Source organism: Rhizobium grahamii CCGE 502, from assembly GCF_000298315.2.
GTDB classification, from domain to species: Bacteria; Pseudomonadota; Alphaproteobacteria; order Rhizobiales; family Rhizobiaceae; genus Rhizobium; species Rhizobium grahamii.
This window is the reverse complement of record NZ_AEYE02000008.1, coordinates 104,562-126,927: the sequence shown is the minus strand read 5'-3', so window position 1 is coordinate 126,927 and position 22,366 is coordinate 104,562. Positions and strand designations below refer to the sequence as shown.

At 60.0% G+C, this 22,366-nt stretch carries 23 protein-coding genes; 14 read left to right on the top strand and 9 right to left on the bottom strand.

What is annotated here, in order from left to right; translation table 11 throughout:
• Nucleotides 1-19: 19 nt before the first annotated feature.
• The gene (locus RGCCGE502_RS06385; RefSeq protein ID WP_016553350.1) at nucleotides 20-718 is read right to left on the bottom strand and encodes a glutathione S-transferase N-terminal domain-containing protein; all 699 of its coding nucleotides are present in this window, start codon (nucleotides 716-718) and stop codon (nucleotides 20-22) included.
• Nucleotides 719-871: 153 nt separating this feature from the next.
• Between RGCCGE502_RS06385 and RGCCGE502_RS37140 the strand changes: the two genes are divergently transcribed.
• Together RGCCGE502_RS37140 and amn are read left to right on the top strand one after the other, a co-directional pair.
• On the top strand, nucleotides 872-1,048 hold the full coding sequence (locus RGCCGE502_RS37140; RefSeq protein WP_016553349.1) for a hypothetical protein: 177 nt from the start codon (nucleotides 872-874) through the stop codon (nucleotides 1,046-1,048).
• Between the two features lie 95 nt (nucleotides 1,049-1,143).
• Nucleotides 1,144-2,640: an AMP nucleosidase gene (gene amn / locus RGCCGE502_RS06375; RefSeq protein ID WP_016553348.1), complete on the top strand. Its 1,497-nt coding sequence runs from the start codon at nucleotides 1,144-1,146 to the stop codon at nucleotides 2,638-2,640.
• Between the two features lie 9 nt (nucleotides 2,641-2,649).
• Here amn and RGCCGE502_RS06370 read toward each other — a convergent pair whose 3' ends face one another.
• Nucleotides 2,650-2,868, bottom strand: a complete 219-nt coding sequence (locus RGCCGE502_RS06370) for a hypothetical protein (RefSeq protein WP_016553347.1) — start codon at nucleotides 2,866-2,868, stop codon at nucleotides 2,650-2,652.
• A gap of 148 nt (nucleotides 2,869-3,016) precedes the next feature.
• On the opposite strand from RGCCGE502_RS06370, the gene RGCCGE502_RS06365 reads away from it, so the two are divergent.
• Genes RGCCGE502_RS06365 through RGCCGE502_RS06350 form a run of 4 tightly spaced genes read left to right on the top strand, consistent with a single transcriptional unit; the run spans nucleotide 3,017 to nucleotide 5,355 of the window.
• Nucleotides 3,017-3,376, top strand: coding sequence for a YciI family protein (locus RGCCGE502_RS06365; RefSeq protein WP_016553346.1), 360 nt, complete (start codon nucleotides 3,017-3,019; stop codon nucleotides 3,374-3,376).
• Nucleotides 3,377-3,386: 10 nt separating this feature from the next.
• Complete coding sequence (locus RGCCGE502_RS06360) at nucleotides 3,387-3,746, top strand: YciI family protein (protein WP_016553345.1); 360 nt, start codon at nucleotides 3,387-3,389, stop codon at nucleotides 3,744-3,746.
• Between the two features lie 4 nt (nucleotides 3,747-3,750).
• Nucleotides 3,751-4,110 carry a YciI family protein gene (locus RGCCGE502_RS06355; protein WP_016553344.1) on the top strand — a complete coding sequence of 120 codons (360 nt, stop codon included), beginning with the start codon at nucleotides 3,751-3,753 and terminating at the stop codon, nucleotides 4,108-4,110.
• Between the two features lie 3 nt (nucleotides 4,111-4,113).
• The gene (locus RGCCGE502_RS06350; protein WP_016553343.1) at nucleotides 4,114-5,355 is read left to right on the top strand and encodes an RNA polymerase sigma factor; all 1,242 of its coding nucleotides are present in this window, start codon (nucleotides 4,114-4,116) and stop codon (nucleotides 5,353-5,355) included.
• Here the strand turns inward: RGCCGE502_RS06350 and RGCCGE502_RS06345 are convergent.
• On the bottom strand, nucleotides 5,326-6,288 hold the full coding sequence (locus tag RGCCGE502_RS06345; protein ID WP_016553342.1) for a lysylphosphatidylglycerol synthase domain-containing protein: 963 nt from the start codon (nucleotides 6,286-6,288) through the stop codon (nucleotides 5,326-5,328). The genes RGCCGE502_RS06350 and RGCCGE502_RS06345 overlap by 30 nt on opposite strands.
• 69 nt (nucleotides 6,289-6,357) lie before the next feature.
• On the opposite strand from RGCCGE502_RS06345, the gene RGCCGE502_RS06340 reads away from it, so the two are divergent.
• Nucleotides 6,358-7,374, top strand: coding sequence for a glycosyltransferase family 2 protein (locus RGCCGE502_RS06340; protein ID WP_016553341.1), 1,017 nt, complete (start codon nucleotides 6,358-6,360; stop codon nucleotides 7,372-7,374).
• A complete protein-coding gene (locus RGCCGE502_RS06335; protein WP_016553340.1) occupies nucleotides 7,367-8,863 on the top strand; it encodes a glycosyltransferase family 39 protein in 1,497 nt (498 codons plus the stop codon). The genes RGCCGE502_RS06340 and RGCCGE502_RS06335 overlap by 8 nt, the downstream gene beginning before the upstream one ends.
• Nucleotides 8,864-8,872: 9 nt before the next feature.
• Here RGCCGE502_RS06335 and RGCCGE502_RS06330 read toward each other — a convergent pair whose 3' ends face one another.
• A complete protein-coding gene (locus RGCCGE502_RS06330; RefSeq protein ID WP_016553339.1) occupies nucleotides 8,873-10,240 on the bottom strand; it encodes an aspartate aminotransferase family protein in 1,368 nt (455 codons plus the stop codon).
• Between the two features lie 52 nt (nucleotides 10,241-10,292).
• On the opposite strand from RGCCGE502_RS06330, the gene RGCCGE502_RS06325 reads away from it, so the two are divergent.
• Nucleotides 10,293-11,675: a glutamine synthetase family protein gene (locus RGCCGE502_RS06325; protein ID WP_016553338.1), complete on the top strand. Its 1,383-nt coding sequence runs from the start codon at nucleotides 10,293-10,295 to the stop codon at nucleotides 11,673-11,675.
• A gap of 82 nt (nucleotides 11,676-11,757) precedes the next feature.
• On the opposite strand, the gene RGCCGE502_RS06320 is transcribed toward RGCCGE502_RS06325, so the two are convergent.
• A complete protein-coding gene (locus RGCCGE502_RS06320; RefSeq protein WP_016553337.1) occupies nucleotides 11,758-12,702 on the bottom strand; it encodes a diacylglycerol/lipid kinase family protein in 945 nt (314 codons plus the stop codon).
• 314 nt (nucleotides 12,703-13,016) lie between these two features.
• Between RGCCGE502_RS06320 and RGCCGE502_RS06315 the strand changes: the two genes are divergently transcribed.
• Nucleotides 13,017-14,231 (top strand): MFS transporter, encoded by a 1,215-nt coding sequence (locus tag RGCCGE502_RS06315; protein WP_016553336.1) that lies wholly within the window; start codon nucleotides 13,017-13,019, stop codon nucleotides 14,229-14,231.
• Here the strand turns inward: RGCCGE502_RS06315 and RGCCGE502_RS06310 are convergent.
• Nucleotides 14,205-14,603, bottom strand: coding sequence for a winged helix-turn-helix transcriptional regulator (locus tag RGCCGE502_RS06310; protein WP_016553335.1), 399 nt, complete (start codon nucleotides 14,601-14,603; stop codon nucleotides 14,205-14,207). The two genes, RGCCGE502_RS06315 and RGCCGE502_RS06310, sit on opposite strands and share 27 nt — an antisense overlap.
• Nucleotides 14,604-14,707: 104 nt before the next feature.
• Here RGCCGE502_RS06310 and RGCCGE502_RS06305 point away from each other — a divergent pair, with 104 nt between their 5' ends.
• Together RGCCGE502_RS06305 and mgtE are read left to right on the top strand one after the other, a co-directional pair.
• Nucleotides 14,708-15,721: a zinc-binding alcohol dehydrogenase family protein gene (locus RGCCGE502_RS06305; protein ID WP_016553334.1), complete on the top strand. Its 1,014-nt coding sequence runs from the start codon at nucleotides 14,708-14,710 to the stop codon at nucleotides 15,719-15,721.
• Between the two features lie 282 nt (nucleotides 15,722-16,003).
• Nucleotides 16,004-17,380: a magnesium transporter gene (gene mgtE, locus RGCCGE502_RS06300; RefSeq protein ID WP_016553333.1), complete on the top strand. Its 1,377-nt coding sequence runs from the start codon at nucleotides 16,004-16,006 to the stop codon at nucleotides 17,378-17,380.
• A gap of 30 nt (nucleotides 17,381-17,410) precedes the next feature.
• Here the strand turns inward: mgtE and RGCCGE502_RS06295 are convergent, their stop codons facing one another.
• Entirely contained in the window at nucleotides 17,411-17,884 is a 474-nt protein-coding gene (locus RGCCGE502_RS06295) for an Lrp/AsnC family transcriptional regulator (RefSeq protein ID WP_016553332.1), read from the bottom strand.
• 145 nt (nucleotides 17,885-18,029) lie between these two features.
• On the opposite strand from RGCCGE502_RS06295, the gene RGCCGE502_RS06290 reads away from it, so the two are divergent.
• Entirely contained in the window at nucleotides 18,030-18,935 is a 906-nt protein-coding gene (locus RGCCGE502_RS06290) for a DMT family transporter (protein WP_016553331.1), read from the top strand.
• Nucleotides 18,936-19,025: 90 nt separating this feature from the next.
• Here the strand turns inward: RGCCGE502_RS06290 and RGCCGE502_RS06285 are convergent, their stop codons facing one another.
• Both RGCCGE502_RS06285 and RGCCGE502_RS06280 read right to left on the bottom strand, forming a co-directional pair.
• Complete coding sequence (locus tag RGCCGE502_RS06285; RefSeq protein WP_016553330.1) at nucleotides 19,026-19,541, bottom strand: GNAT family N-acetyltransferase; 516 nt, start codon at nucleotides 19,539-19,541, stop codon at nucleotides 19,026-19,028.
• A 9-nt stretch (nucleotides 19,542-19,550) separates the two neighbouring features.
• On the bottom strand, nucleotides 19,551-21,215 hold the full coding sequence (locus tag RGCCGE502_RS06280; protein WP_016553329.1) for an electron transfer flavoprotein-ubiquinone oxidoreductase: 1,665 nt from the start codon (nucleotides 21,213-21,215) through the stop codon (nucleotides 19,551-19,553).
• A gap of 247 nt (nucleotides 21,216-21,462) precedes the next feature.
• On the opposite strand from RGCCGE502_RS06280, the gene RGCCGE502_RS06275 reads away from it, so the two are divergent.
• A complete protein-coding gene (locus RGCCGE502_RS06275) occupies nucleotides 21,463-22,251 on the top strand; it encodes an SDR family oxidoreductase (protein ID WP_016553328.1) in 789 nt (262 codons plus the stop codon).
• Nucleotides 22,252-22,366: the final 115 nt, after the last annotated feature.

The window sequence follows — 22,366 nt, the reverse complement described above, 5'->3', positions numbered from 1 at the left end:
CGCCGGGCGCTTTTTTATTTCAGCGGGCGCGCTGATTGAAGAGAATCTTCTGTGCTTCCTTGTCTTCGGCAAGATTGCTGCGCTCGCGCTCTTCCTTGCCGACCGTTGTCCCGCGGATCACGGCAGGCCGCGCCATCATCGTCTCGAACCAGCGTTTGAGGTTGGGAAACTCATTGAGGTCCTGCCCCTGCTTCTCGTAGGGAATGACCCAGCCGATGCAGGCCATGTCAGCAATCGAGTAGTCGCCTGCGAGATATTCACGATCCGCCAACCGCTTGTTCATCACGCCGTACAGGCGGTTTACTTCGTTGGTATAGCGGTTGATGCCGTATTCGATCTTCTCCGGCGCATATCCGCGGAAGTGGTGCGCCTGTCCGGCCATTGGGCCCAAGCCGCCCACCTGCCAGAAAAGCCATTCGTCGATCTGCACGCGTTTGCGCTCGTCCGTCGAATAGAACTTCCCGAACTTGCGGCCGAGATATTGAAGGATAGCGCCGGATTCGAACACCGAGATCGGTTCGCCGCCAGGACCATCGGGATCGACGATCGCCGGCATGCGGTTGTTCGGAGCGATCTTCAGGAATTCCGGCGCGAATTGCTCGCCGCGTCCGATATTGATGTATTTGACCTCGTAGGGAACGCCGAGTTCCTCGAGCATGATGCTGATCTTCCAGCCATTCGGGGTGGGCCAGTAATAAAGCTCAATCGGTGCCGTCATGAAAATCTCCTTTGGGGACTCCAGAGATAAGCAGTGGCGGCCACGCTTCAAGCTTGCCGACTTCCTGAACGGCGGATGAACCGGGACCTCAGCACCGGTTCAGCCATAGCGTGGCAAAACTGTCTCAACGCTAAGGCGATACCGGGGCAAGTCATGGATATGCTCATTTTGGCAAGACGTTTCACCATCATTACACTGTTTGCGGCGGTCTTCGCCGTCAGCTTCTCGGCGGCCGTCAGCCGCAATGCAGGCGGCGGTGCGCAGTCTCACTTCGGAGCCAACTATACGTGCTTCGACACCAGCACCCCGTTCTGCAGGACAATCCGCTAATCCATCGGCGCGGGCGGCATCGGCCGCGCCTCAAACCTGTGCAGTCCCCTCCGATGCGTCGTTTGCTTGTTAAAAACAACACCCTATAATGGCGCATGAGCAAACGAATCTCTTCACCCCTCGACATTCTGTCCCCGTCCCCCTTCGTTCCGCAAACCTTTGACGATCCGATCAAGGCTGTCGACGTGCTGACGGAACTCTATGAGCGCAATACCAACTTCCTGATCGAGAGCTTTGCCAGCCTTGCCAAGGGCGCGCCGATCACGTCGCGGTATCGTGCCTTCTATCCGCAGGTGAGCATCGAGACGACGAGCTACGGCCACGTTGACACGCGGCTTTCCTACGGCCATGTCACCGCTCCCGGGATCTACACGACGACCATCACGCGGCCGCAGCTCTTCCGTCACTATCTGAAGCAGCAGCTGGGCTTGCTGATGAAGAACCATGACGTACCGGTCACCGTCTCGGAATCGGCGACTCCTATTCCCCTGCATTTTGCTTTCGGCGAGGGCGCGCATGTCGAGGCATCGGCTGCAGCTTTCCTGGACATTCCGATGCGCGATCTGTTCGACACGCCGGATCTGAATACGACGGACGATGAAATCGCCAACGGCGAATACATTCCGCCGCCCGGCGAACCTTCGCCGCTTGCTGCCTTTACGGCTCAGCGCATCGACTACTCCCTCGCCCGGCTTTCGCACTACACCGCGACCAGCGCCCAGCACTTCCAGAATTTCGTGTTGTTCACGAACTATCAGTTCTACATGGACGAATTCTGCCTCTGGGCACGCAAGCTGATGGCCGAAGGTGGCGATGGATACACGGCCTTCGTCGAGCCCGGCAACATTATTACCCATGCCGGATCCAGTCAGCCTGAGACAGACGTTACGCTTTCACGCCTGCCGCAGATGCCCGCCTACCATCTGAAGAAAAAGGGGCATGCCGGCATTACGATGATCAACATCGGCGTCGGCCCGTCCAATGCCAAGACGATTACCGACCACGTGGCCGTGCTTCGTCCGCATGCCTGGCTGATGCTCGGCCATTGCGCTGGTCTGCGCAACAGCCAGCGTCTCGGCGATTATGTCCTGGCGCATGCCTATATGCGCGAGGACCACGTTCTGGACGACGACCTGCCGGTCTGGGTGCCGATCCCAGCGCTAGCAGAAGTACAGGTAGCGCTTGAGGGTGCCGTCGCAGAGATTACCGGCTACGAGGGCTTCGAGCTAAAGCGGATCATGCGAACCGGTACGGTTGGTACGATCGACAACCGGAACTGGGAGCTGCGCGACCAGCGCGGCCCGGTGAAGCGTTTGTCCCAGGCGCGCGCCATTGCGCTCGATATGGAGTCGGCCACGATTGCTGCAAACGGCTTCCGCTTCCGCGTGCCCTATGGCACCTTGCTTTGCGTATCGGACAAGCCGCTGCACGGCGAATTGAAGCTACCGGGCATGGCCACTGCCTTCTACAGGACTCAGGTCAACCAGCATCTGCAGATCGGCATTCGCGCGATCCAGAAGCTCGCGGCAATGCCGCCGGAAGCGCTGCATTCACGCAAACTCAGAAGCTTCTTCGAAACGGCCTTCCAATAGGCCGTTTCCTTACTGGCGCGTGGCGGCAACCGCGATGGCGAGTTGCTGCTCGTAACGCTCACCGGCGGTATCCAGCGCCAGGATAGCGACTGAAAGAACGACAGCAACCGCGGCAAGCCGGGTGATGATGCCTCGCTTCGTTGACGTCGTCGCACCGAGGCGTTGACGCTTGTCCTGTTGGCGAGTCGCCGTGATGTAGTTCGCCAGTGCAATCTCGAAAAGATTCATCGTCGTCACTCCATGTTGTTGACGACACTTTGTCGAAGCTGGCCGGCTCGTTTCGACGCAACCTCCCCCAAAAAGATTTTTCCGCTTGTTGTCGAAATCGCCCTAGGCTGTCCGTCCAATGATTGACACGGCCAACGGAGAGCCAACGATGAAATATCTCTGCCAGGTCTGGTTCGAGCCTGCGACGCTTGAGGCCATGACCGATGACGAGAAAAGGAACCTCGACAGGGCGTCGCTTGCCTACGACGACGACCTGGTTGCCAGTGGACACATGCTTACCGCCCATGCGCTGCAATCGCCAAGGAGCGCCATGACTGTTCGTGTTCGCAACGGCGAGATGTCGGTGACGGACGGGCCCTTTGCGGAGACAAAGGAACAACTCGGCGGCTTCATTCTCATTGAAGCGAAGGATTTGAACGATGCCATTCGCGTTGCGGCCGGCATTCCACTCGCGAAACTTGGATCGATCGAAGTCAGGCCGATCTACGATATTCCAGTTCACAATTGAGGGAGACGTCATGAATTATCTCTGCCAGATCTGGTTCGACACGGAGAAGAGCAAACTCGTCCCGCAGGAAGAGTGGGATGCGCTCACGCAGGAATGCATCGCGAGCGACAATCATTGGGAGGAGCGCGGGGTTTTCCAGGCCGCACTTGCGCTGCGCGCGCCCGAAACAGCCGTCACGCTCCGTATCAAGCAAGGCGTCACCACGGCAACCGACGGCCCCTTCGCCGAAATCAAGGAACACCTCGGTGGGTTTGTACTGATCGAAGCCGCCGATATGGAAGAAGCCAAGACGATTGTCTCCACGCTTCCGATACTGAGGTACGCCTCGGTCGAGATTCGTCCCGGCTATTCCATCAAGGACGGGAGATGATGCAATGCGCTTTGTTTGCTTGATCTACAACTCGGCCGATGTTGACGGTCGCCAGACTGCGGCGGAAACCGAGGCAGTCGTTCGTGCTCACTTCGGCTTCGACGACGATCTTCGCGATCGCGGCACGCTAATCCACGCCGACGCCCTCGAAACGCCCGACAAGGCCGTTGTCCTTCGGGTGCGCAACAATGAGATCAGCATGACGGACGGCCCGTATGTCGAAACCAAAGAGCATCTGGCCGGCCTCTATATCATCAATGCCTCTGATATGAGTGAGGCAATAGCCATTGCCGCTGAAATTCCTTGCGCCCGAATTGGAACTGTGGAAGTCCGCCCCGTGCGGATTTTGCCACTACCGGAGTAAACCTTGGAACGTTTGATCGAGGATATCTACAGAACGCAGTCTCGCCGAGTGCTTGCGACCCTCATCCGTCTCCTCGGCGACTTCGACAGGGCCGAGGAAGCCTTGCACGACGCGTTTGCTGCCGCCGCGAGGGCATGGCCGCGCGATGGTGTGCCGGCGAACCCTTTCGGCTGGCTGGTTTCGGCCGGGCGGTTTCGCGCAATCGATCACATCAGGCGCCGGTCACGATTTGATATGTCGGTGAAGGACATCGAGGAGAGCCTGTACGGGTCTTTCGACGAAACGGAGATCGGCGACGTGGAACTGATCGAAGACGACATGCTCCGCTTGATCTTCACGTGCTGCCATCCGGCCATACCAGCTGACTCACAGATGGCGATGGCTCTTAGAGAAATATGCGGGCTTACGACCGAGGAGATCGCCCACGCATTTCTCGTCCCCGCGCCGACTGTGGCGCAGCGCATCGTTCGTGCGAAGAACAAGATCCGGTCGGCGAAAATTCCCTATGAGGTTCCCGCGCGGGACGAGTTGCCGGAACGGTTGGACCGGGTGTTGCATGTCATCTACCTTGTCTTCAACGAGGGCTATTCCGCGTCGTCGGGCGATGAGATCGTCCGGGCAGATCTCACCTCGGAAGCCATCCGCCTTGCGCGGTTGCTCGCGGGGCTCCTGCCACATCCTGACGTCTCGGGGCTGCTTGCCCTGCTTCTCCTGCAGGATTCGCGCCGTGCCGCCAGGCGAAGGCCAGGGGGAGGTCTCATTCTGCTCGCCAATCAGGATCGCAGCCTTTGGGATCATGAAAAGGTTCGTGAAGGTCTTGGACGTCTCGACGGTGCCATGCGGAATGGAGAGGTCGGTATCTATACGCTGCAGGCAGCCATTGCCGCGGAGCACGCCCGGGCCGAAGCGCCGGAAAAGACGGATTGGCGACGCATCGTCGGCTACTACGATCTGCTGCTCTCCGCCCATTCGTCGCCGATTGCCGAGCTCAATAGAGCCGTTGCGGTGGCGATGGTCGAAGGACCAGAAAAGGGACTACAGTTGGTCGACGCGATTCTGCAGGCTGGAGAACTGGAGAACTATCATCTCGCGCACTCTGCCCGCGCCGATTTTCTGCGGCGGCTCGGCCGGAAGGAGGCCGCAATTGCGGCCTATGAGGCGGCGTTGCGCCTGTGCCAGCAGGCGCCGGAGCAGGCCTTCCTGAGAAACCGCATCTCAGAGCTTTCGGGTGCGGCCGAGAGGTAGCGAGATCGCCGTGCCGGTCAGGGCCGAAACGATGATCAGCAGATGTGCGTTGATGCTTGCTTGTGCCAAGGCAGCGAGGGCTGTCTTCTCGCTGGATGCGCCAAGGGCGACAGCCCCAGCCGTGATCCCAGCGGGATAAGTACCGACGCCGCCTGGAGCGTGCACTGGGAGCACCGATGAAAGCTCGCCGCCGAGCGCCCCTCCGAAGCTCGCGGCCATCGGCAAGACGCCCATCAAGCTGAGTGCCCAGGCAAGCACCAGAACCTTGACGAGCCAGTTGATGACGGTCATGGCCCAGGCGCGCGCAAAGGCCGCTGCGTTGAGAGGGAGCCCCCTCTCAATCTCGATCACGAGTTTCTGAGCCTTGGATGGCAGGAGCTTGCCGGCGAGCCGCAGCAGTGGCCGCCTCAGAGCAAAAGCGATTACGGGGACCACAAGGAACGCCGTCCACACAGCCCACGCAATGATCGTGTGCGGCGATGCAATCGCAAAACCGATGCCTGCGGCGGCCAGCAAAGCATGCAAATCAAGCAGACGCATGACGAGGAGCGCGGACGTTCCGCGCGCCAGAGGGATGCCGAATTCGGTGCGCATCAACACCGGAAAACTCGTCTCACCGGTTCGAAACGGCAGCATGATGTTCAGGAGGTTGTGGATCTGCGTAATGCGGAAAAGCACCTTGAAGCGACCCGCCGTCTCGCGCGGGAAATAATCGTGGATGCGCCAGGTCCGGAGGAAGTAGGTGCTGGTAAGCAGGACGAGCGCGCCAACAACCGGGATTACGCCCACCTCGGCCCATTGCTTGAGAATGACCGACCAGCCCCAGAACCACTGGATGAAAAGCGCATAAGCCGCGACGATTGCTATCGTCAACAGCGTCATTCGATTGCGGATAAACCAGGATTGTCGGCTGGCAACAACCGGAAACTTCATATAGTAGGCTTTCCTGACTATCGCGGCGAAACCCGCCTGCGGCCGTGCGCCTTGTAGGAGAAATAAAACGTGCAGACAACGGTAGACTCGCGTCAAGGCCTCGTGGAAACGATGCGGCCGGTCGAATTGTCGCTGGTGGTGCCCGTCTTCAACGAGGAAGAGAGTGTCGGCCCGCTGATCGATCGCATTTGCCTGGCCATGGCAACTTATGCTGATCGCTGGGAGCTGATCCTGATCGACGACGGCAGCACGGATGCAACGCTCGCCAACTCACGCAAGCACATCGGCCGCGAGGGGCTTACCCTGAGAATTGTCGAACTGCAGCGCAATTTTGGCCAGACCGCCGCAATGCAGGCCGGCATCGACGCCGCGACCGGGCGGCTGATCGCCACGATGGACGGCGACCTGCAGAATGACCCCAAAGACATTCCATCGATGGTCGCCGAACTCGAACGCCGCCAGCTCGATCTTCTTGTCGGCTGGCGCAAGAACCGCCAGGACGGTCTTCTGCTGCGCAAGATCCCATCATGGTGCGCCAACTATCTCATCGGCCGCATCACCGGCGTGAAGCTTCACGACTACGGCTGCAGCTTGAAGATCTATCGTGCCTCGGTCATCAAGCAGGTGAAGCTGATGGGCGAAATGCACCGCTTCATCCCGGCCTGGGTTGCCGGTGTCGTACCGAGCTCGCGCATCGGCGAGATGGTCGTAACGCATCACGCACGTCAGCACGGCCAATCCAAGTACGGCATCTCGCGCACCTTCCGCGTGATCCTCGACCTGCTGTCGGTCATGTTCTTCATGCGATACAAGGCGCGGCCGGGCCATTTCTTCGGCTCGCTCGGTCTTGGCCTCGGTGCAATCTCGGTCCTTGTCATGCTTTACCTGCTCTTCGACAAGTTCGTCATGGGTGACGACATCGGCACGCGTCCGCTGCTGATGGTCGGCATTGTCTTCATGCTTTCCTCAGTCCAGCTGATCACGACCGGCATCCTCGCCGAAATGATCGCCCGTACCTACTATCGCGACGACACGTCGCCGAACTACATCGTCCGTCAGGTCTTCGATGGAAGTGAGAATGCGTAATCTGCTGGCTCGCAAGCCGGACACCGTTGTCCTACTGCTGGCGGCCTATTTCGTTATCAGTTTTATCGTTCGCCTGCTGGTGCCGAACGGGCTGCGCGTGGATGAATCCCAGCAGGCGTTCTTCTCGCAATGGCTCGTGGCCGGATACGACACCCAACCGCCGCTCTACAACTGGTTCCAGGCCATCGTCGTGTCGGCGTTCGGACTGTCGGTCGTAACGATAGCCGCAGCCAAGAACCTGATCCTGTTTTTTCTTTTCCTGAGCTACTACAAGCTCGCAAAGCTCGTACTCGACGATCGGTTGTTTGCCGCCATCGCGACGCTTTCGCTGTTCGCGATTCCGCAGGTTTTCTGGCAAGCGCAAAGGGACCTGACCCACACGGTCGCCCAGATGCTGATGATCAACCTGCTGCTTTACAGCATCATCAAGACGCTGAAGGCACCGTCGCTGCTCTCCTACGTGATGATCGGCGTCACGCTCGGCCTCGGCATGCTGACGAAGTACAACTTCACTCTCGTCGTGCTTGCAGCACTGGTTGCAGTGTTTCTGCACCCGGTCGGACTGAAGCGACTACTCGACTGGCGCTTCCTGTTATCGCTGGCGATTGCGGTCCTCATCTTCCTGCCGCACGGCCTTTGGCTGATAGACAATCTCAGCCTGGCCGCAACTCGTACACTCCATACCATGGCGCAAGAGGCGCCGACTGGTGCGTTCGCGAAGCTGATCAAGGGACCGACCGAGTTCTTCGGCCAGGTGCTGGTGATCTTGGCGCCGCTCGTCGCGGTTTATGCGATCATCTTCGGCAAAAAGTTTCTCCGCAGTCTGCGACCGACCACCGTTTGGGCTCACTTTTTCGACACGATATTCCTGGTGATTGGCCTGCAGGTTCTACTGCTGGTTTTTGCCATCGGCATAACATCCATGCGCGACCGGTGGGTGTTGCCCCTTCTCTTCCTGATGCCGATCGCCTTTTGCCTCAAGATGCAGGCACGCGGTATCCGGGCGGAGGATTTCGCAAAGCGCTTCTTTATCGTGCCACTAGCGGTGATGATCGTCGTTCCCTCGCTGGTTTTAGTCCGAGCGCATGCACCGACGCTGTTCGGTCGACCTGAGGCCTACAACGCGCCTTACGAAGAGTTTGTCGGCAAGATCGTCGCGGAGGAAGGCAAGCGCCCGGGGCTGGTGGTGACCGATGGGTGGCTCGCTTCAGGAAACCTGCATCTGCAGCTGCCCGATGTTCCGACACTATGCACGTTCTTTGGCAATCTGCTTGTTGACTACGAGTGGACAGCTGACAGGCCGATCCTCGCTGTTTGGCTCCCCTCCCGGGAGACCACCACGCCGCCGCCGGAGTTGGCTGAGTGGATCCAACAGAACCTTGGCCCGCAATACGGTACAGTCACCGTGAAGAACACGAGCATCGGATACATCGGCGGGCGACCACAGGACCAACGCCTCTTTGGTTACGCCTGGATTTATCCCCACTGACGTCTGCGCTCAGCTGCGCAGTTCCCGCCATGCGGCATCAAGCGCGATCTTCGCGATGCGCGCCATTTCTTCCACCTCCTCGTGGGTGATGACGAGTGGCGGCGAAGCAAGCATCCTGTCCCCCGTGGCGCGCAGGACAAGTCCATTTGCGAGAGCATGATTGCGGACCAGCGCGCCAACCGCATCCGGCCTTTCGAAGCGGGTGCGGCTTGCCTTGTCAGCCGTCAACTGAAGCGCTCCCATGAGGCCGACATTGACGGCCTCTCCGACGAGATCGTGCTCGCCAAGCGCTCCCCAGACCTTGCCAAAATAGGGGCCAATGTCGCTTCGAACACGTTCGACGAGCTTTTCATCCTCGATGATACGGAGATTCTCGAGGGCTGCGGCGGCACAGACGGGGTGGCCGGAATAGTTAAAGCCGTGGTTGAAGTCTCCGACCTCGTTGATCAGCACCTCAGCGATGCGGTCGCCGACGAGGACGCCACCAATCGGAAGGTAGCCCGACGAAAGCCCCTTGGCGATCGGCGCCAAATCAGGCTCGACGCCGAAATACTGGTGGCCGAACCACTCTCCGAGACGGCCGAAGCCGCAGATCACCTCATCGCAGACAAGGAGGATGTTGCGTGACTTGCAAATGCGGGCGATCTCCGGCCAATAGGTCGCCGGCGGGATGATGACACCGGCAGCCCCTTGGATTGGCTCCGCCACGAAAGCCGCGACATTCTCCTCGCCGAGCTCGTCGATCTTCACCTCCAGTTCGCGGGCCACCGTGAGGCCGAACTCAGCCGGTGAGAGCTCACCGCCCTCGCCGTACCAATAAGGCTGTCCGATGTGGACGATGCCCGGTATCGGCAGGTCGCCCTGTTCGTGCATGTATTTCATGCCACCGAGGCTAGCACCCGCCACGGTCGAACCGTGATAGCCGTTCTTACGGGCAATGACGGCCTTCTTCGAGGGTTTGCCGACCGCGCTCCAATAGACGCGCGCCATCCGGAACCATGTGTCGTTTGCCTCGGAACCCGAACCGGTGAAAAACACGTGATTGAAATGCGGCCCGGCATGGGATGTGACCTTTTCGGCAAGCAGCGTCGTTGGCGTCGTCGTCGTGCCGAAGAACGTGTTGTAGTAGGGCAGCTCGTTCATCTGCCGTGCGACGGCGTCGGTGATTTCCTTGCGGCCATAGCCGACGTTGACGCACCACAATCCGGCAAATCCGTCCAGATAGCGCTTGCCTTGGCTATCCCAGATGTAGACTCCCTCGCCGCGTTGAATGAGGCGCGTGCCGTCCGCATTCAACTTCCGCATGTCCGAGAAAGGATGGAGGTGATGCGCCGCGTCGATGGCAGCGAGGTTTGAGCGTGCGTAAGTATCGGACATGATTTGCAAAACACCTTCGGAATTGAAAGCCTCATCTCAATAGGCTACGAGCTTGGCCTTCTCCGAAGGGATTTTCAAGATCATGGCAGAGGACACGGATCACGGTACAGCAGCGAGCGGTAACGCGCGCATCGAACTCCTGCTCGTCGGCATGAATGGCGACCTCCGCGGCAAGCAGATTCCACTCGACGGCCAGAACAAAATCTGGGCTGGCGAAATCCGCCTTCCCTCCTCCACGCAGTCGCTCGACATCTGGGGCGATGACAACGATGACATCACTGGCCTCTCGCTTTCCGTCGGCGACCCGGACGGCAATTGCATTCCGGACGAACGCAGCCTGACGCCGATGCCATGGGCGCCGGAGGGGTCAATGCAGGTCCTTGCAACGATGCACGAGTTCGACGGCACGCCAAGTTTCATGGACCCTCGAGCGATTCTTGCCTCCGTGCTGAAGCGGTATGATGAGCGCGGCCTCACACCTGTTGTGGCGACTGAGCTGGAGTTCTACGCAGTCGATCCGAACTGGCGTGAGACTGGCCGCCCCTCGCCGCCGGTCAGCCTCACCTATCAAGGGGAAGCGAACGGCTTTCAACTTTACGACATGAGCGCTGTTGATGCGCTCGATGACTATCTGCAGACCGTGCGCGCCTATGCAAAGGCGCAAGGGCTGCCGGCCGATGCGACGACGGCGGAATTCGGTCCCGGACAGTTCGAGATCAACTTGCTGCATCGGCCAGACGCGCTCGCGGCAGCCGACGACTGCATCTATCTGAAGCGTATTGTGGAACAGGCTGCACGCAAGCACGGGCTGAAATCCACCTGCATGGCCAAGCCATACTCCGATCATGCCGGCTCAGGCCTTCATGTACATGCCAGCGTCATCGACAAGGACGGACGGAATATTCTGGATGCCAAAGGTGGTGAGCCGCGCAAGCTGAAATCCGTCTGCGCCGGCCTGCTTCAGACCATGCGCGAGGCGCAACTCGTTTTTGCACCGTTTGCCAACTCCTATCGCCGCTTCCAGCCCGGCTCGTTCGCTCCCGTCGACCTCACCTGGGGATACGGCCATAGAGGCACCGCTGTCCGCATACCCGATCTGAACGGCCCAGCCGCTCGTATCGAACACCGCGTCGCAGGCGCTGATGCAAACCCCTACTTGCTACTTGCCGCTATCCTCGGGGGCATGTTGCTCGGCATCGATTCCGAGCTTGACCCCGGCGAGGAGACGACGCCTTCCCATACACCTGCACACACGGCACAACTGACGCACGACTTCCTGACGGCAGTCGACGCTTTCCGTCTCGCGCCGTTTATCGCCGACATATTCGGCGAGCCCTATCAGAAACTCTACGGCGACACGAAGCGCAAGGAGGCCATCACCTACCTGCGCACAGTCTCAGATTTCGACTACCGCACCTACCTGTCGCGTCTGTAATCGCCATCCCTAGAAGCGCGCCGAGGTTCATTTGATCCGGCGGCAAGGCGGCCGATCCGAGTCCGGTAGATGATTGGAACTGCTAGGGAGCAATTTCGCGTCGCTCGGCCTCATCAACCTGCGCTGCAAGTCCTTGCCGGACCAATACCTTGAGTTCGCCGGGATGCAGTTTCAGCGTGACGTCACGCTCTAGCGGACGCAATTCGCCATCCATCACGCAGTTCGCCTTTGAAGGCAGCTTCGGAAAGTGCAGATGCACCTCCGCTGGATGCATGACCATGACGTCTGCGTTCTCCCTCACCTTGCCTCGCAAGAGGTCGACCGCGAGACGCGCGACGCCGATCGGTTTCAGCGGCTTGGCGGTATAGAACCCCAGTTCGCCGCTGGTGAGGCAGTCTGCATAGAGCAAGGCGTTCTGACCGAAGGGGTTGTTCGAAATCGACACCGCGGAAACTCGGCGACGCTCATAGACGCCCCCCGCTGCAAACTCCACCTCGAATTCGGGCGGATTGAACACGACGCCAAGAGCGGCACGAGCGCTTGCCCCGATCTTTCCAAAGCGCGAGCGATAGGTATAGGAATTTCGATAGCGTACCATACGGGCATGAAGCCCAGCTGAAAATTGATGAATGAATGGCCGACCATTCGCGCTGGCGATGTCGACGTGATCGACTTCGCCAAAGGCCAGCGTCTCCAACGCCATCCAAATGTCGAGCGGAACGCGCAGCGAGCGTGCGAAGAGGTTCATTGTCCCGGCCGGCACGACGCCAAGTGCAATTCCATTCTTCCAGGCGATCGATGCTGCTGCCGAAATCGTCCCGTCGCCACCGCCGGCGACGATGCCATCGATGTCGTCACGGCGGGCGGCCCGTTCCATGGCTGGCACGATCTCCCTGCCGGAAAAGACGATCGCATTGAAATCGTGGCCGGCCTCCCTGAACACGGCTTCGGCCCGGTTTTCATAGGCTTCCATATCGGTGGTCCTGAAAGTCCCGCCATCTCGATTGAAAAAGCCAATAAGTTTCATATGGTTCCCGTTGTCCGCAGCAAGAAACGACGACCTGTCCGGCGCTGCTAAGCAGATGGTTCTTACACCCACGATTTCAAGCTAACGGCTGTTTTACGAAGGCCGAGATCGGCAGCAGCACCGCCGAATCTGCAAGGGACGTATGCATATCGGGCGACGCTGCACTGCAGAAAATGCACTCGACGCCTGGCGGTCAATCATCGATAGATGGGATAGTGGAGGATGCCTCCATTTCCCTTCATCTCTGGCCGACCGGTTCTGGCTGCGCTCGCGCCTTGTCCGTACGTCACGCATCGAATGCCAAGGAGTGCCTCTTGAGCCAGGTCGCCGTAAACGATTCCATCGACGTCAATCCGGTAGACACCGCCCCGTCGCCAATGGCGATCGCGCTTGTGCAACTGGCACTTGCTTGCGGCGGCTTTGGCATCGGCACCGGCGAATTCGCGATCATGGGCCTCCTGCCCAACGTTGCCGACACCTTCTCGGTAACGACCCCGCAGGCAGGCTACGTGATCAGCGCCTATGCACTCGGCGTCGTCGTCGGCGCACCTATCATTGCCGTGCTCGCGGCGAAGATGGCCCGCCGCTCGCTGCTCCTGCTGGTGATGGGCATCTTTGCCATCGGCAACATCTTGAGTGCGATGGCGCCGACGTTCGAAAGCTTCACGCTGATGCGCTTCATCACCGGCCTGCCGCACGGCGCCTACTTCGGGGTTGCAGCGATCGTGGCGGCCTCGATGGTGCCGACGCACAAGCGTGCCCGCGCCGTCGGCCGTGTCATGCTGGGATTGACGGTTGCGACCCTGCTCGGGACGCCACTTGCGACCGTGTTCGGGCAGTCACTCAACTGGCGCGTTGCCTTTACGATCGTCGGTATCATCGGCCTTCTGACGGTCGCGTTGATCTGGTACTACGTGCCGCGCGACCGTGTCGCCGATGGCGCAAGCTTCAAGCGCGAGCTTGGCGCCTTCAAGCGCCCACAAGTGCTGCTGACGCTGGCGACGGCATCCGTCGGTTTCGGCGGAATGTTTGCGATGTTCAGCTATATCGCACCGACCACCACACAGGTCGCAATGCTGCCCGAGAGCATGGTCGCCGTGATGCTGATCATCTTCGGCATCGGCATGAACGTCGGCAATGTCGTCGGCTCCTGGTTTGCCGACAAGTCGCTGATGGGGACGATCGGCGGGAGCCTCGTGTTCAACATCGTAGTGCTGACATTGTTCTCCCTGACCGCCGCCAATCCGTTCATGCTGGCGCTCTGCGTTTTCTGCATCGGTTGCGGCTTCGCTGCCGGTCCAGCCGTCCAGACCCGCCTGATGGACGTGGCTGCGGATGCGCAGACACTTGCTGCGGCATCGCATCACTCGGCGTTCAACATTGCGAACGCGCTGGGGGCTTGGCTCGGTGGACTGGTCATTGCAGGAGGCTACGGCTTCGCCGCAACCGGTTACGTCGGCGCGATCCTGTCGTTTATCGGCATCTTTGTGTTCGCGGCGTCCCTAAGCCTTGATCGCCGCAGTCACTGATACATCTGAAACTTCTCCAAGGTATCGACCTTCGGGAAGGCAGGAGACGTTTTCCTCACCCCAGGCGGCAAGCGCCTCGATGACAGGCCTCAGCGTAAGGCCAAGTGGCGTCAACGCATAGTCGACGCGAGGTGGAACAACGGGAAAGACCGTCCGCGAAACAAGGCCCGACTCCTCGAGTTCACGCAGCTGCTTCGTCAGCATACGTTGGGTCACGGAGGGCAATTTGCGACGCAGCTCATTGAAGCGCAACGTCCCGCCCATCAGGTGGAAGAGGATCACACCCTTCCACTTGCCATCGAGAAAACTCAATGTCGCTTCCACGGGGCAGCCGGGAAAATTGCTCGTCAGCTTGGCACGGGAAAGCGACATTTGACGGTATCCTTTTTGGTACTACGTACAGAATTTGTGCATTCTTGCAGGTATCGAACATAAGACGCATCTAGCCCCCGTGCAAACGAACACAGGAGTTTCCCATGCGCGCAGTCGCCTACAAGGTTCCCCAGCCCATCTCCGCCGAGACCTCTCTCATCGACGTCGATCTGCCAATCCCGGAAGCGGAGGGGCGCGACCTGCTGGTCGAGATCAAGGCGGTTTCCGTCAACCCGGTCGACGTGAAAGTGCGCGCCGGCGTGGCGCCGACCAGTGAGGAACTGAAGGTGCTTGGCTGGGATGCTGCCGGCGTCGTCAAGGCGATCGGCCCCGAAGTGACGCTTTTCAAGGTAGGCGACGAGGTCTTCTACTCCGGTGTGATCAGCCGGGCCGGCACCAATGCCGAATTCCATCTCGTCGACGAGCGGATCGTGGGGCACAAACCGAAGAGCCTTGGCTTCGCGTCGGCTGCCGCCTTGCCCCTGACGTCGATCACCGCCTACGAGGCGCTCTTCGACCGGCTGAGGGTACATGATCCGGTTCCTGGGGCCGCTCATGCCGTTCTCATTATCGGCGGCGCTGGTGGCGTCGGATCGATCGCAATCCAGATCGCACGCGCCCTGACCGACCTGACGGTCATAGCGACAGCGTCCCGTCCCGAGACGAGCGCATGGATCAAGGAACTCGGCGCTCATCACGCGATCGATCACGCGCAGCCGATCGCGGCACAGGTCGCAGCGCTTGGACTTGGCGATCCCGGCTTTGTGTTTTCAACGACGAACACCGACCAGCACATCAAGGAGATCGTGGAAGTGATCGCGCCGCAGGGCCGCTTCGCGCTGATCGACGATCCGAAGACGCTCGACATTATGCCGTTCAAGCGCAAGGCCGCATCGATCCATTGGGAGCTGATGTTCACACGGCCGTTGTTCGGCACCCCCGACATGATCGAGCAACACAAGCTGCTCGGGAAGGTCGCCGAGCTCGTCGATGCCGGCAAGATCCGCACGACGCTTAGCGAGACGCTAGGCCCGATCAATGCCGCGAACCTGAAGAAGGCGCATGCAATGATCGAAAGCAGGCGGACGAAAGGAAAGCTTGTCCTCGAAGGTTTTTAACACCAGTCGTCGACCGGCGGACAGTGCCAAACCGGGTGCCGCGCCTAGGGTGCGGCATTCTGGCACCAAGCACCTCAAGCGCTTGACTTTTTTGCCGATTGAGACCACCTACAACCTTACGCGGATTACGTCCGTTTTCCGCGGATATCAACGGAGCCATCATCACGATGCCAAGCGACAGTAGCGGTCGATTGCCTTTGCCGTACGCGGCCCTCGTGCGCTGACCTGACTCTGTCTGCTCGCCCGTTGGACGCTACGGCGGATCGACGGAAAGGCGAGCTTATGAACATCAATCGCTTCCCATTGCGGGCGGGCCATGCCGCTCGTTTCTTCAGCAGCGACCACCTCGGACTGATCACCACGGCCGAGCGTGTCGAGCAGCTGAACACACTCGAAATATCCGAAGCAGCAGCAATCCTGGTTACGCTGCCGCAGCAGAAGGCCGTGCGCATTCTCGGCCGTCCCGAGTTGCATCACGCAGCTACGATCCTTGCCGACATGCCGGCCGAGCACGCCGCGCGCCTCTTGAACGCCTTGGCGAACGACCGTGTCGCCGACCTCTTTCAGGAAATGAACGAGGAAGCTCGGGCCCATCTCTTTTTACGGCTCGACCGCACGACCTGTCTCGCCGTCCAGCATCTGATGGGCTACCCGCCCCGCACGGCTGGCAGCATCATGACGACGGAGTTCGTCAGCGTACCGGAAACCTGGACGGTCGAGCAGACGCTGGAACATGTGCGCAAGGTCGAGCGGTCGCGCGAGACGGTCTATGCCATCTATGTGCTCGATGCCGTCAGCCGCGTGCTGACCAGCGTCGTCACGCTCCGCCGCCTCATCACCGGCGATCCCGGTGAATCCGTGCTGACTGTTGCACAGAAGGAAGGGGTTGTGCGTGCCGATCCGCTGATGACGCAGGAAGATGTCGCCCGGCTGATCCGCAAGCACAATCTGCTCGCCCTGCCCGTTGTCAGCGATGATGGCCACATGCTCGGCATCGTCACGGTCGACGACGTCATCGACACGATGATCGCCGATCAGACCGAAGACGCCCAGAAGTTTGGCGGCATGGAAGCGCTCGGTAAGCCCTACATGAAGATCGGCTTCGCCGGCATGATTCGCAAGCGTGCAGGCTGGCTCTGCGCCCTGTTCCTCGGCGAAATGCTGACGGCAAGCGCCATGCAGCATTTCGAAGGCGAGCTGGAGAAGGCGATCGTGCTGACCCTGTTCATTCCGTTGATCATGAGCTCCGGGGGGAATAGTGGGTCGCAGGCAACATCGCTGATCATCCGCGCACTCGCGCTCGGCGAACTCAAGCTCTCCGACTGGTGGCGGGTACTGCTGCGAGAACTGCCGACCGGCATCGTGCTCGGAGCGATCCTCGGTCTCGTCGGCTTCGTCCGCATCCTGCTCTGGCAGAATATCGGGCTCTATGACTACGGCGAGCACTGGGTCCTGGTCGGTGTGACGATCTTTGCGGCATTGATCGGCATCGTCACCTTCGGCTCGCTGGCTGGCTCGATGCTGCCCTTCATCCTGCAAAGGCTGCGGCTTGATCCGGCAAGCGCTTCGGCTCCGTTCGTCGCGACGCTCGTCGATGTGAGCGGGCTGGTGATCTATTTCTCGGTCGCGCTGCTGATCCTCAGCGGGACGCTGCTGTAAGAATGAAGCGGGGCCCGATCGGCCCCGTTTTTATTTCGGCTCCGGCAACTTCAGCGCTCCGTGGGTTTTCATGCTTCGAATGGCGAAGTTCGAGCGGATGTCGCTGACATTCGGCAATGTCAGCAGCGTGTCGGTCAGCAACCGCTCGTAGGCCGCCAAATCCTCGACCACGACCTCCGCCAGGAAGTCTGCCGTTCCAGAGATCAGAAAGCACGAAACCACTTCCGGGATGGCGAGCAACGCCGCCTCCTGCGCTTGCGCGTTCTCGCGGCTGTGGTGGGCGACCTTGAGTTCGACAAAAACCGTCAAGCCGAGACCGACTTCCTTGCGGTCTATGTCCGCACGGTAGCCGCGGATAACACCCGCCTTTTCGAGATTGCGGATTCGACGCAGACACGGTGACGGCGACAAATTGACCTTCTCGGCAATCTCGACGTTGGTTGCCCGCGCATCCTCCTGCAGGCACTTGAGGATCGCCAGATCGAATTTATCCAGATTTGGCATGATCGACAAAATCCTCGTATCATTTTGGCAGATAGTTGCTCAGCGTACTATTTTGGCGGCATAGATAGCAAGGACATGCCTCGCCATTTCCGCCTATCTTTCTCTCAACCGGACAGCCTCCGGACGATCATGAGAGGAGAGATCGATGAGCGCCGTAACCTTCACCAACAACGAGAAATCCACCTCGACGACAGTCGGATATACCGGCGCCGTCGTCACGGTTCTGATCTGGGCCGCATGGATCCTCGCGACCCGCCACAGCGCAGCAACGCAACTTACCACGATCGATATTGGTCTAATCCGCTACGGCATTCCGGCATTGGTTCTGGCACCTGTCTGGTTGAAGATGGGACTGCTGCCGAAGGGCGTGCCGGTCGGGCTGCTCGCCACGATGGTCGCCGGCGCGGGCGCGGTGTTCTTCCAGCTGACCACGTCCGCCATTCACTCCACGCCGGCTTCGGCTGCGGGTATCCTGCTCGGCGGCTCGATGCCGCTCGCCACCGCGCTCATTGGCGTTCTTGTCTTCCGGGAACGGCCGGACCCCATGCGTGTACTCGGTCTTGTCGCAATCGTTGTGGGCGTGGCCATCCTGCTGGTCTGCAGCCTCGCCGGCGCGGCTCTACCCTGGAGCAGCTTTGCCCTCTTGCCGATGGGAGCAATTCTTTGGGCAAGCTACACGCATGCCTTCCGCCGCTCCGGTCTGACGGCTCTGCAGGCCAGTGCGCTCATCGCCATCTGGTCCTTCCTGATCCATGTCGGCCTCGCGGTCATGTTCGGCACCTCGATCGCCAGCGCTCCATTAACCGAAGTCGGCCTGCAGATCCTGAGCCAAGGCATCCTGTCCGGCCTTGTTGCGACTGTCGCCTATGGGCTTGCTGTTCATGCACTGGGCGGCACACAGGCTGCCGCCTTTACGGCGATCACACCGGTGCTCGCAACGATCGGCGGCGGCATGCTGCTTGGGGAGGAGATCGGTACCGCAGAGATTGCAGCTGCCGTTATCACAGGCTTCGGCGTGGCACTCTCGACCGGCATCGCTTCGCGCCGGTAGCTCGGCGCACATTCGGGTCGGCGATCACTCCGCCGGCCCGTCTCCGGTTTTTGGCAATGCACTTGCCTCTTCGCGCTGGCGATTGTCGCCTCAAAGCGCAAGAACCATCGCAACCCGCCGTTCCGGATCCATCCCGACGGCGAGTTCGTGATCCAGCTTTTTCTGCAGGAACTGCGGCACGGCCTCCGCCGTCGACAACGTAAAGCCGAGAGAAGCGTAGAAGGGAGCATTGAAGGGAACGTAGCGATCCGTTGTCAGCGTCAGAGCCGGCAGCCGGCGCGCCTCGGCGATCTCGACTGCAGCCCCCATCAAACGCCGCCCAATTCCCTTACGCTGCCATTCCCGGCAGACGTCCAGTTCGATGACATAGAGCGTACCTTCGATCTCCTCCGCCGCTAGAAAACCGACCGGACGATCACCATCATCGACGGCAACGAGCAGCAGGCCCGCATCGAGCGACCCTTGCAGCACATCCGGCGGTAGCGCGTGCGCTTCCCCGACCACGCCAAGCGCCTCCGCCAGCGTTGCGAAGGCGTCGATTTCGACCTCGGTCAGGCGCGGCAGTTCATCGAGACGCGCCCGCCGTATGATGCAGGCGCTGCTCATGCCGGCCTCTTACATATTCGGGTAAACAGGGCCCTCGCCGCCCTGCGGCGGCACCCAGTTGATGTTCTGGTTGGGATCCTTGATGTCGCAGGTTTTGCAGTGGACGCAGTTCTGGGCGTTGATGACAAAGGTTTCCTTGCCGTCCTTCTCCACCCACTCGTAAACACCGGCCGGACAGTAGCGGGTCGAAGGACCGGCATAAATGTCGTGCTCGGACGAGACCTGCAGCGCCATGTCCCTTACCTGCAGATGCACCGGCTGATCTTCCTCGTGGTTGGTGTTCGACAAGAACACCGAGGACAGACGGTCAAAGGTGAGAACGCCGTCGGGTTTCGGATAGGCGATCGGCTTGTGCTGAGAGGCCGGCTCCAGCGACGCTGCGTCCGTCTTGCCGTGCTTGAGCGTGCCAAAGATCGAAAGGCCGAAGAGCTGGTTGGTCCACATATCGAGACCGCCGAGCGCCACGCCGACCGCCGTGCCGAACTTTGACCACAGCGGCTTGACGTTACGCACTTTCTTCAGGTCCTTGCCGATGTCGCTTGAACGCCAGTCGTTCTCGATCTCGACCACCTCATCATTGGCGCGACCAGCGGCGATCGCGGCGGCGATCCGGTCCGCCGCCATCATGCCCGACAGCACCGCGTTGTGGCTGCCCTTGATGCGCGGCACGTTGACGAAGCCGGCCGAACAGCCGATCAGGGCGCCGCCGGGGAAGCTAAGCTTCGGCACCGACTGATAGCCGCCTTCGGTGATGGCACGCGCGCCGTAGGAAAGCCGCTTGCCGCCCTCGAAAGTGGTGCGAATGGCAGGATGCGTCTTGAAGCGCTGGAACTCCTCGAAGGGATAGAGGTAGGGGTTCTTGTAGTTCAGATGGACGACGAAGCCGACGGCAACGAGATTGTCTTCCAGATGATAAAGGAAGGAGCCACCACCGGTCTTCATGCCGAGCGGCCAACCGAAGGAGTGCTGCACGAGGCCTTGCTTGTGGTGCTCAGGCTTCACCTGCCAGAGTTCCTTGATGCCGATGCCGAACTTCTGCGGCTCATGATCCCGCGACAGATCGAACTTGGCAATCAGTTGCTTGGCGAGCGAACCGCGCACGCCTTCCCCGATCAGCACGTACTTGCCGAGCAGTGCCATGCCGCGGGTGTAGTTCGGGCCAGGCTCGCCGTTCTTCTCGATGCCCATGTCGCCGGTGGCCACGCCAATGACCGCACCGTCGTCGCTGTAGAGCACTTCGGTCGCGGCAAAGCCCGGATAGATCTCGACGCCGAGCTCTTCCGCCTTGGAGGCGAGCCAGCGACAGACGTTTCCGAGCGAGACGATGTAGTTGCCGTGGTTGCTCATCAGCGGCGGCATCAGGATGTTCGGCAGCCGCACAGAGCCGGCCGGACCGAGCACCAGGAAGTGATCATCGGTCACCTCGGTCTTGAACGGGTGGTCGGCTTCACTGCGCCAGCCGGGCAGCAGACGATCGATGCCGATAGGATCGACCACGGCACCCGACAGGATGTGCGCGCCGACTTCAGCCCCCTTTTCGAGCACGACGACCGACAGCTCCGGATTGACCTGCTTCAGACGGATCGCGGCCGACAATCCTGCAGGACCGCCACCGACGATCACAACGTCGAATTCCATGCTTTCGCGCTCGGGCAGCTCAGTCGTATCGGTCATCATCCATCTCCGCTTGGCCGACATTGCGGCCATATTCCCCGTGATGGGGTTATCTCTTGTCAAAACAGGGGCGTATTGTCGAGCCGGGAAACGACAGCGAATCCCCCAATTCGCGCAACAGCATTTCTAGGACCAAATAATTATATGCCGTTTACGTAAACGTCAAACGATAAACAAATGACGGACACCGCTTTCGTCTCCGGTTGTAGCGCCGTATAGAGAGAGGAACGATTGGAGGAATTTGGGCATGGATCTCGGCATCAAGGGTAGACGCGCGCTGGTGCTGGCGTCGTCGCGCGGATTGGGTTATGGCATCGCCGTGGCTTTGGCGCGGGAGGGGGCACACGTTCTCCTATGTGGCCGCAGCGGCGAGACGCTGGAGGCGAACTGCCGTGCCATCAATGCTGAAGGAAACGGTAAGGCCGATTGGATTTGGGCTGACCTTTCCGATGAGAATTTCGTGGAAACAGTGACCGCCGCAGTACAAGCCAAGCTTGGCGGGGTCGATATTCTAGTCAACAACAGCGGCGGCCCGACGCCGGGAACGACGCAGGATATGACGTCCGAGAAGCTGGAAACCTATTTCTTTTCGATGGTTCTGCGGGTCATTGCGCTCACCAACGTGCTTTTGCCATCCATGAAGGAACAGGGCTGGGGACGTATCCTCACCGTCGCATCATCGGGTGTCATTGAGCCCATCGGCAATCTGGCCCTTTCAAACACGCTACGCCCCGCTCTCGCCGGCTGGAGCAAAACGCTGGCAACAGAGGTCGCGCGCTTTGGAATCACATCGAATCTCCTGCTTCCCGGCAGCATTCTGACTAGCCGGACCGATGACCTCGATGGAGCCGCCGCCAAAAGAACCGGCAAAAGCCTCGAAGAAATCCGCGCGGTAAAGCAAGCTGCGATCCCCGTCGGCCGCTACGGAACGGTCGAAGAGTTTGCTGCAACCGCCGCTTTCCTCTGCAGCCAGCAGGCGAGTTACATCACCGGCAGTCTTGTGCGCTGCGATGGTGGGGCGGCGCGATCCGTCTGATCGAAAAGAAGAAATAGCAAAAGTGTGGGCAGCGGCACATCGCTGATGCTCAATAAATGTCCTTCAGCACATTCTTTCATTACAAAAATTTAAGCCATTATAACCACTTAGTGAT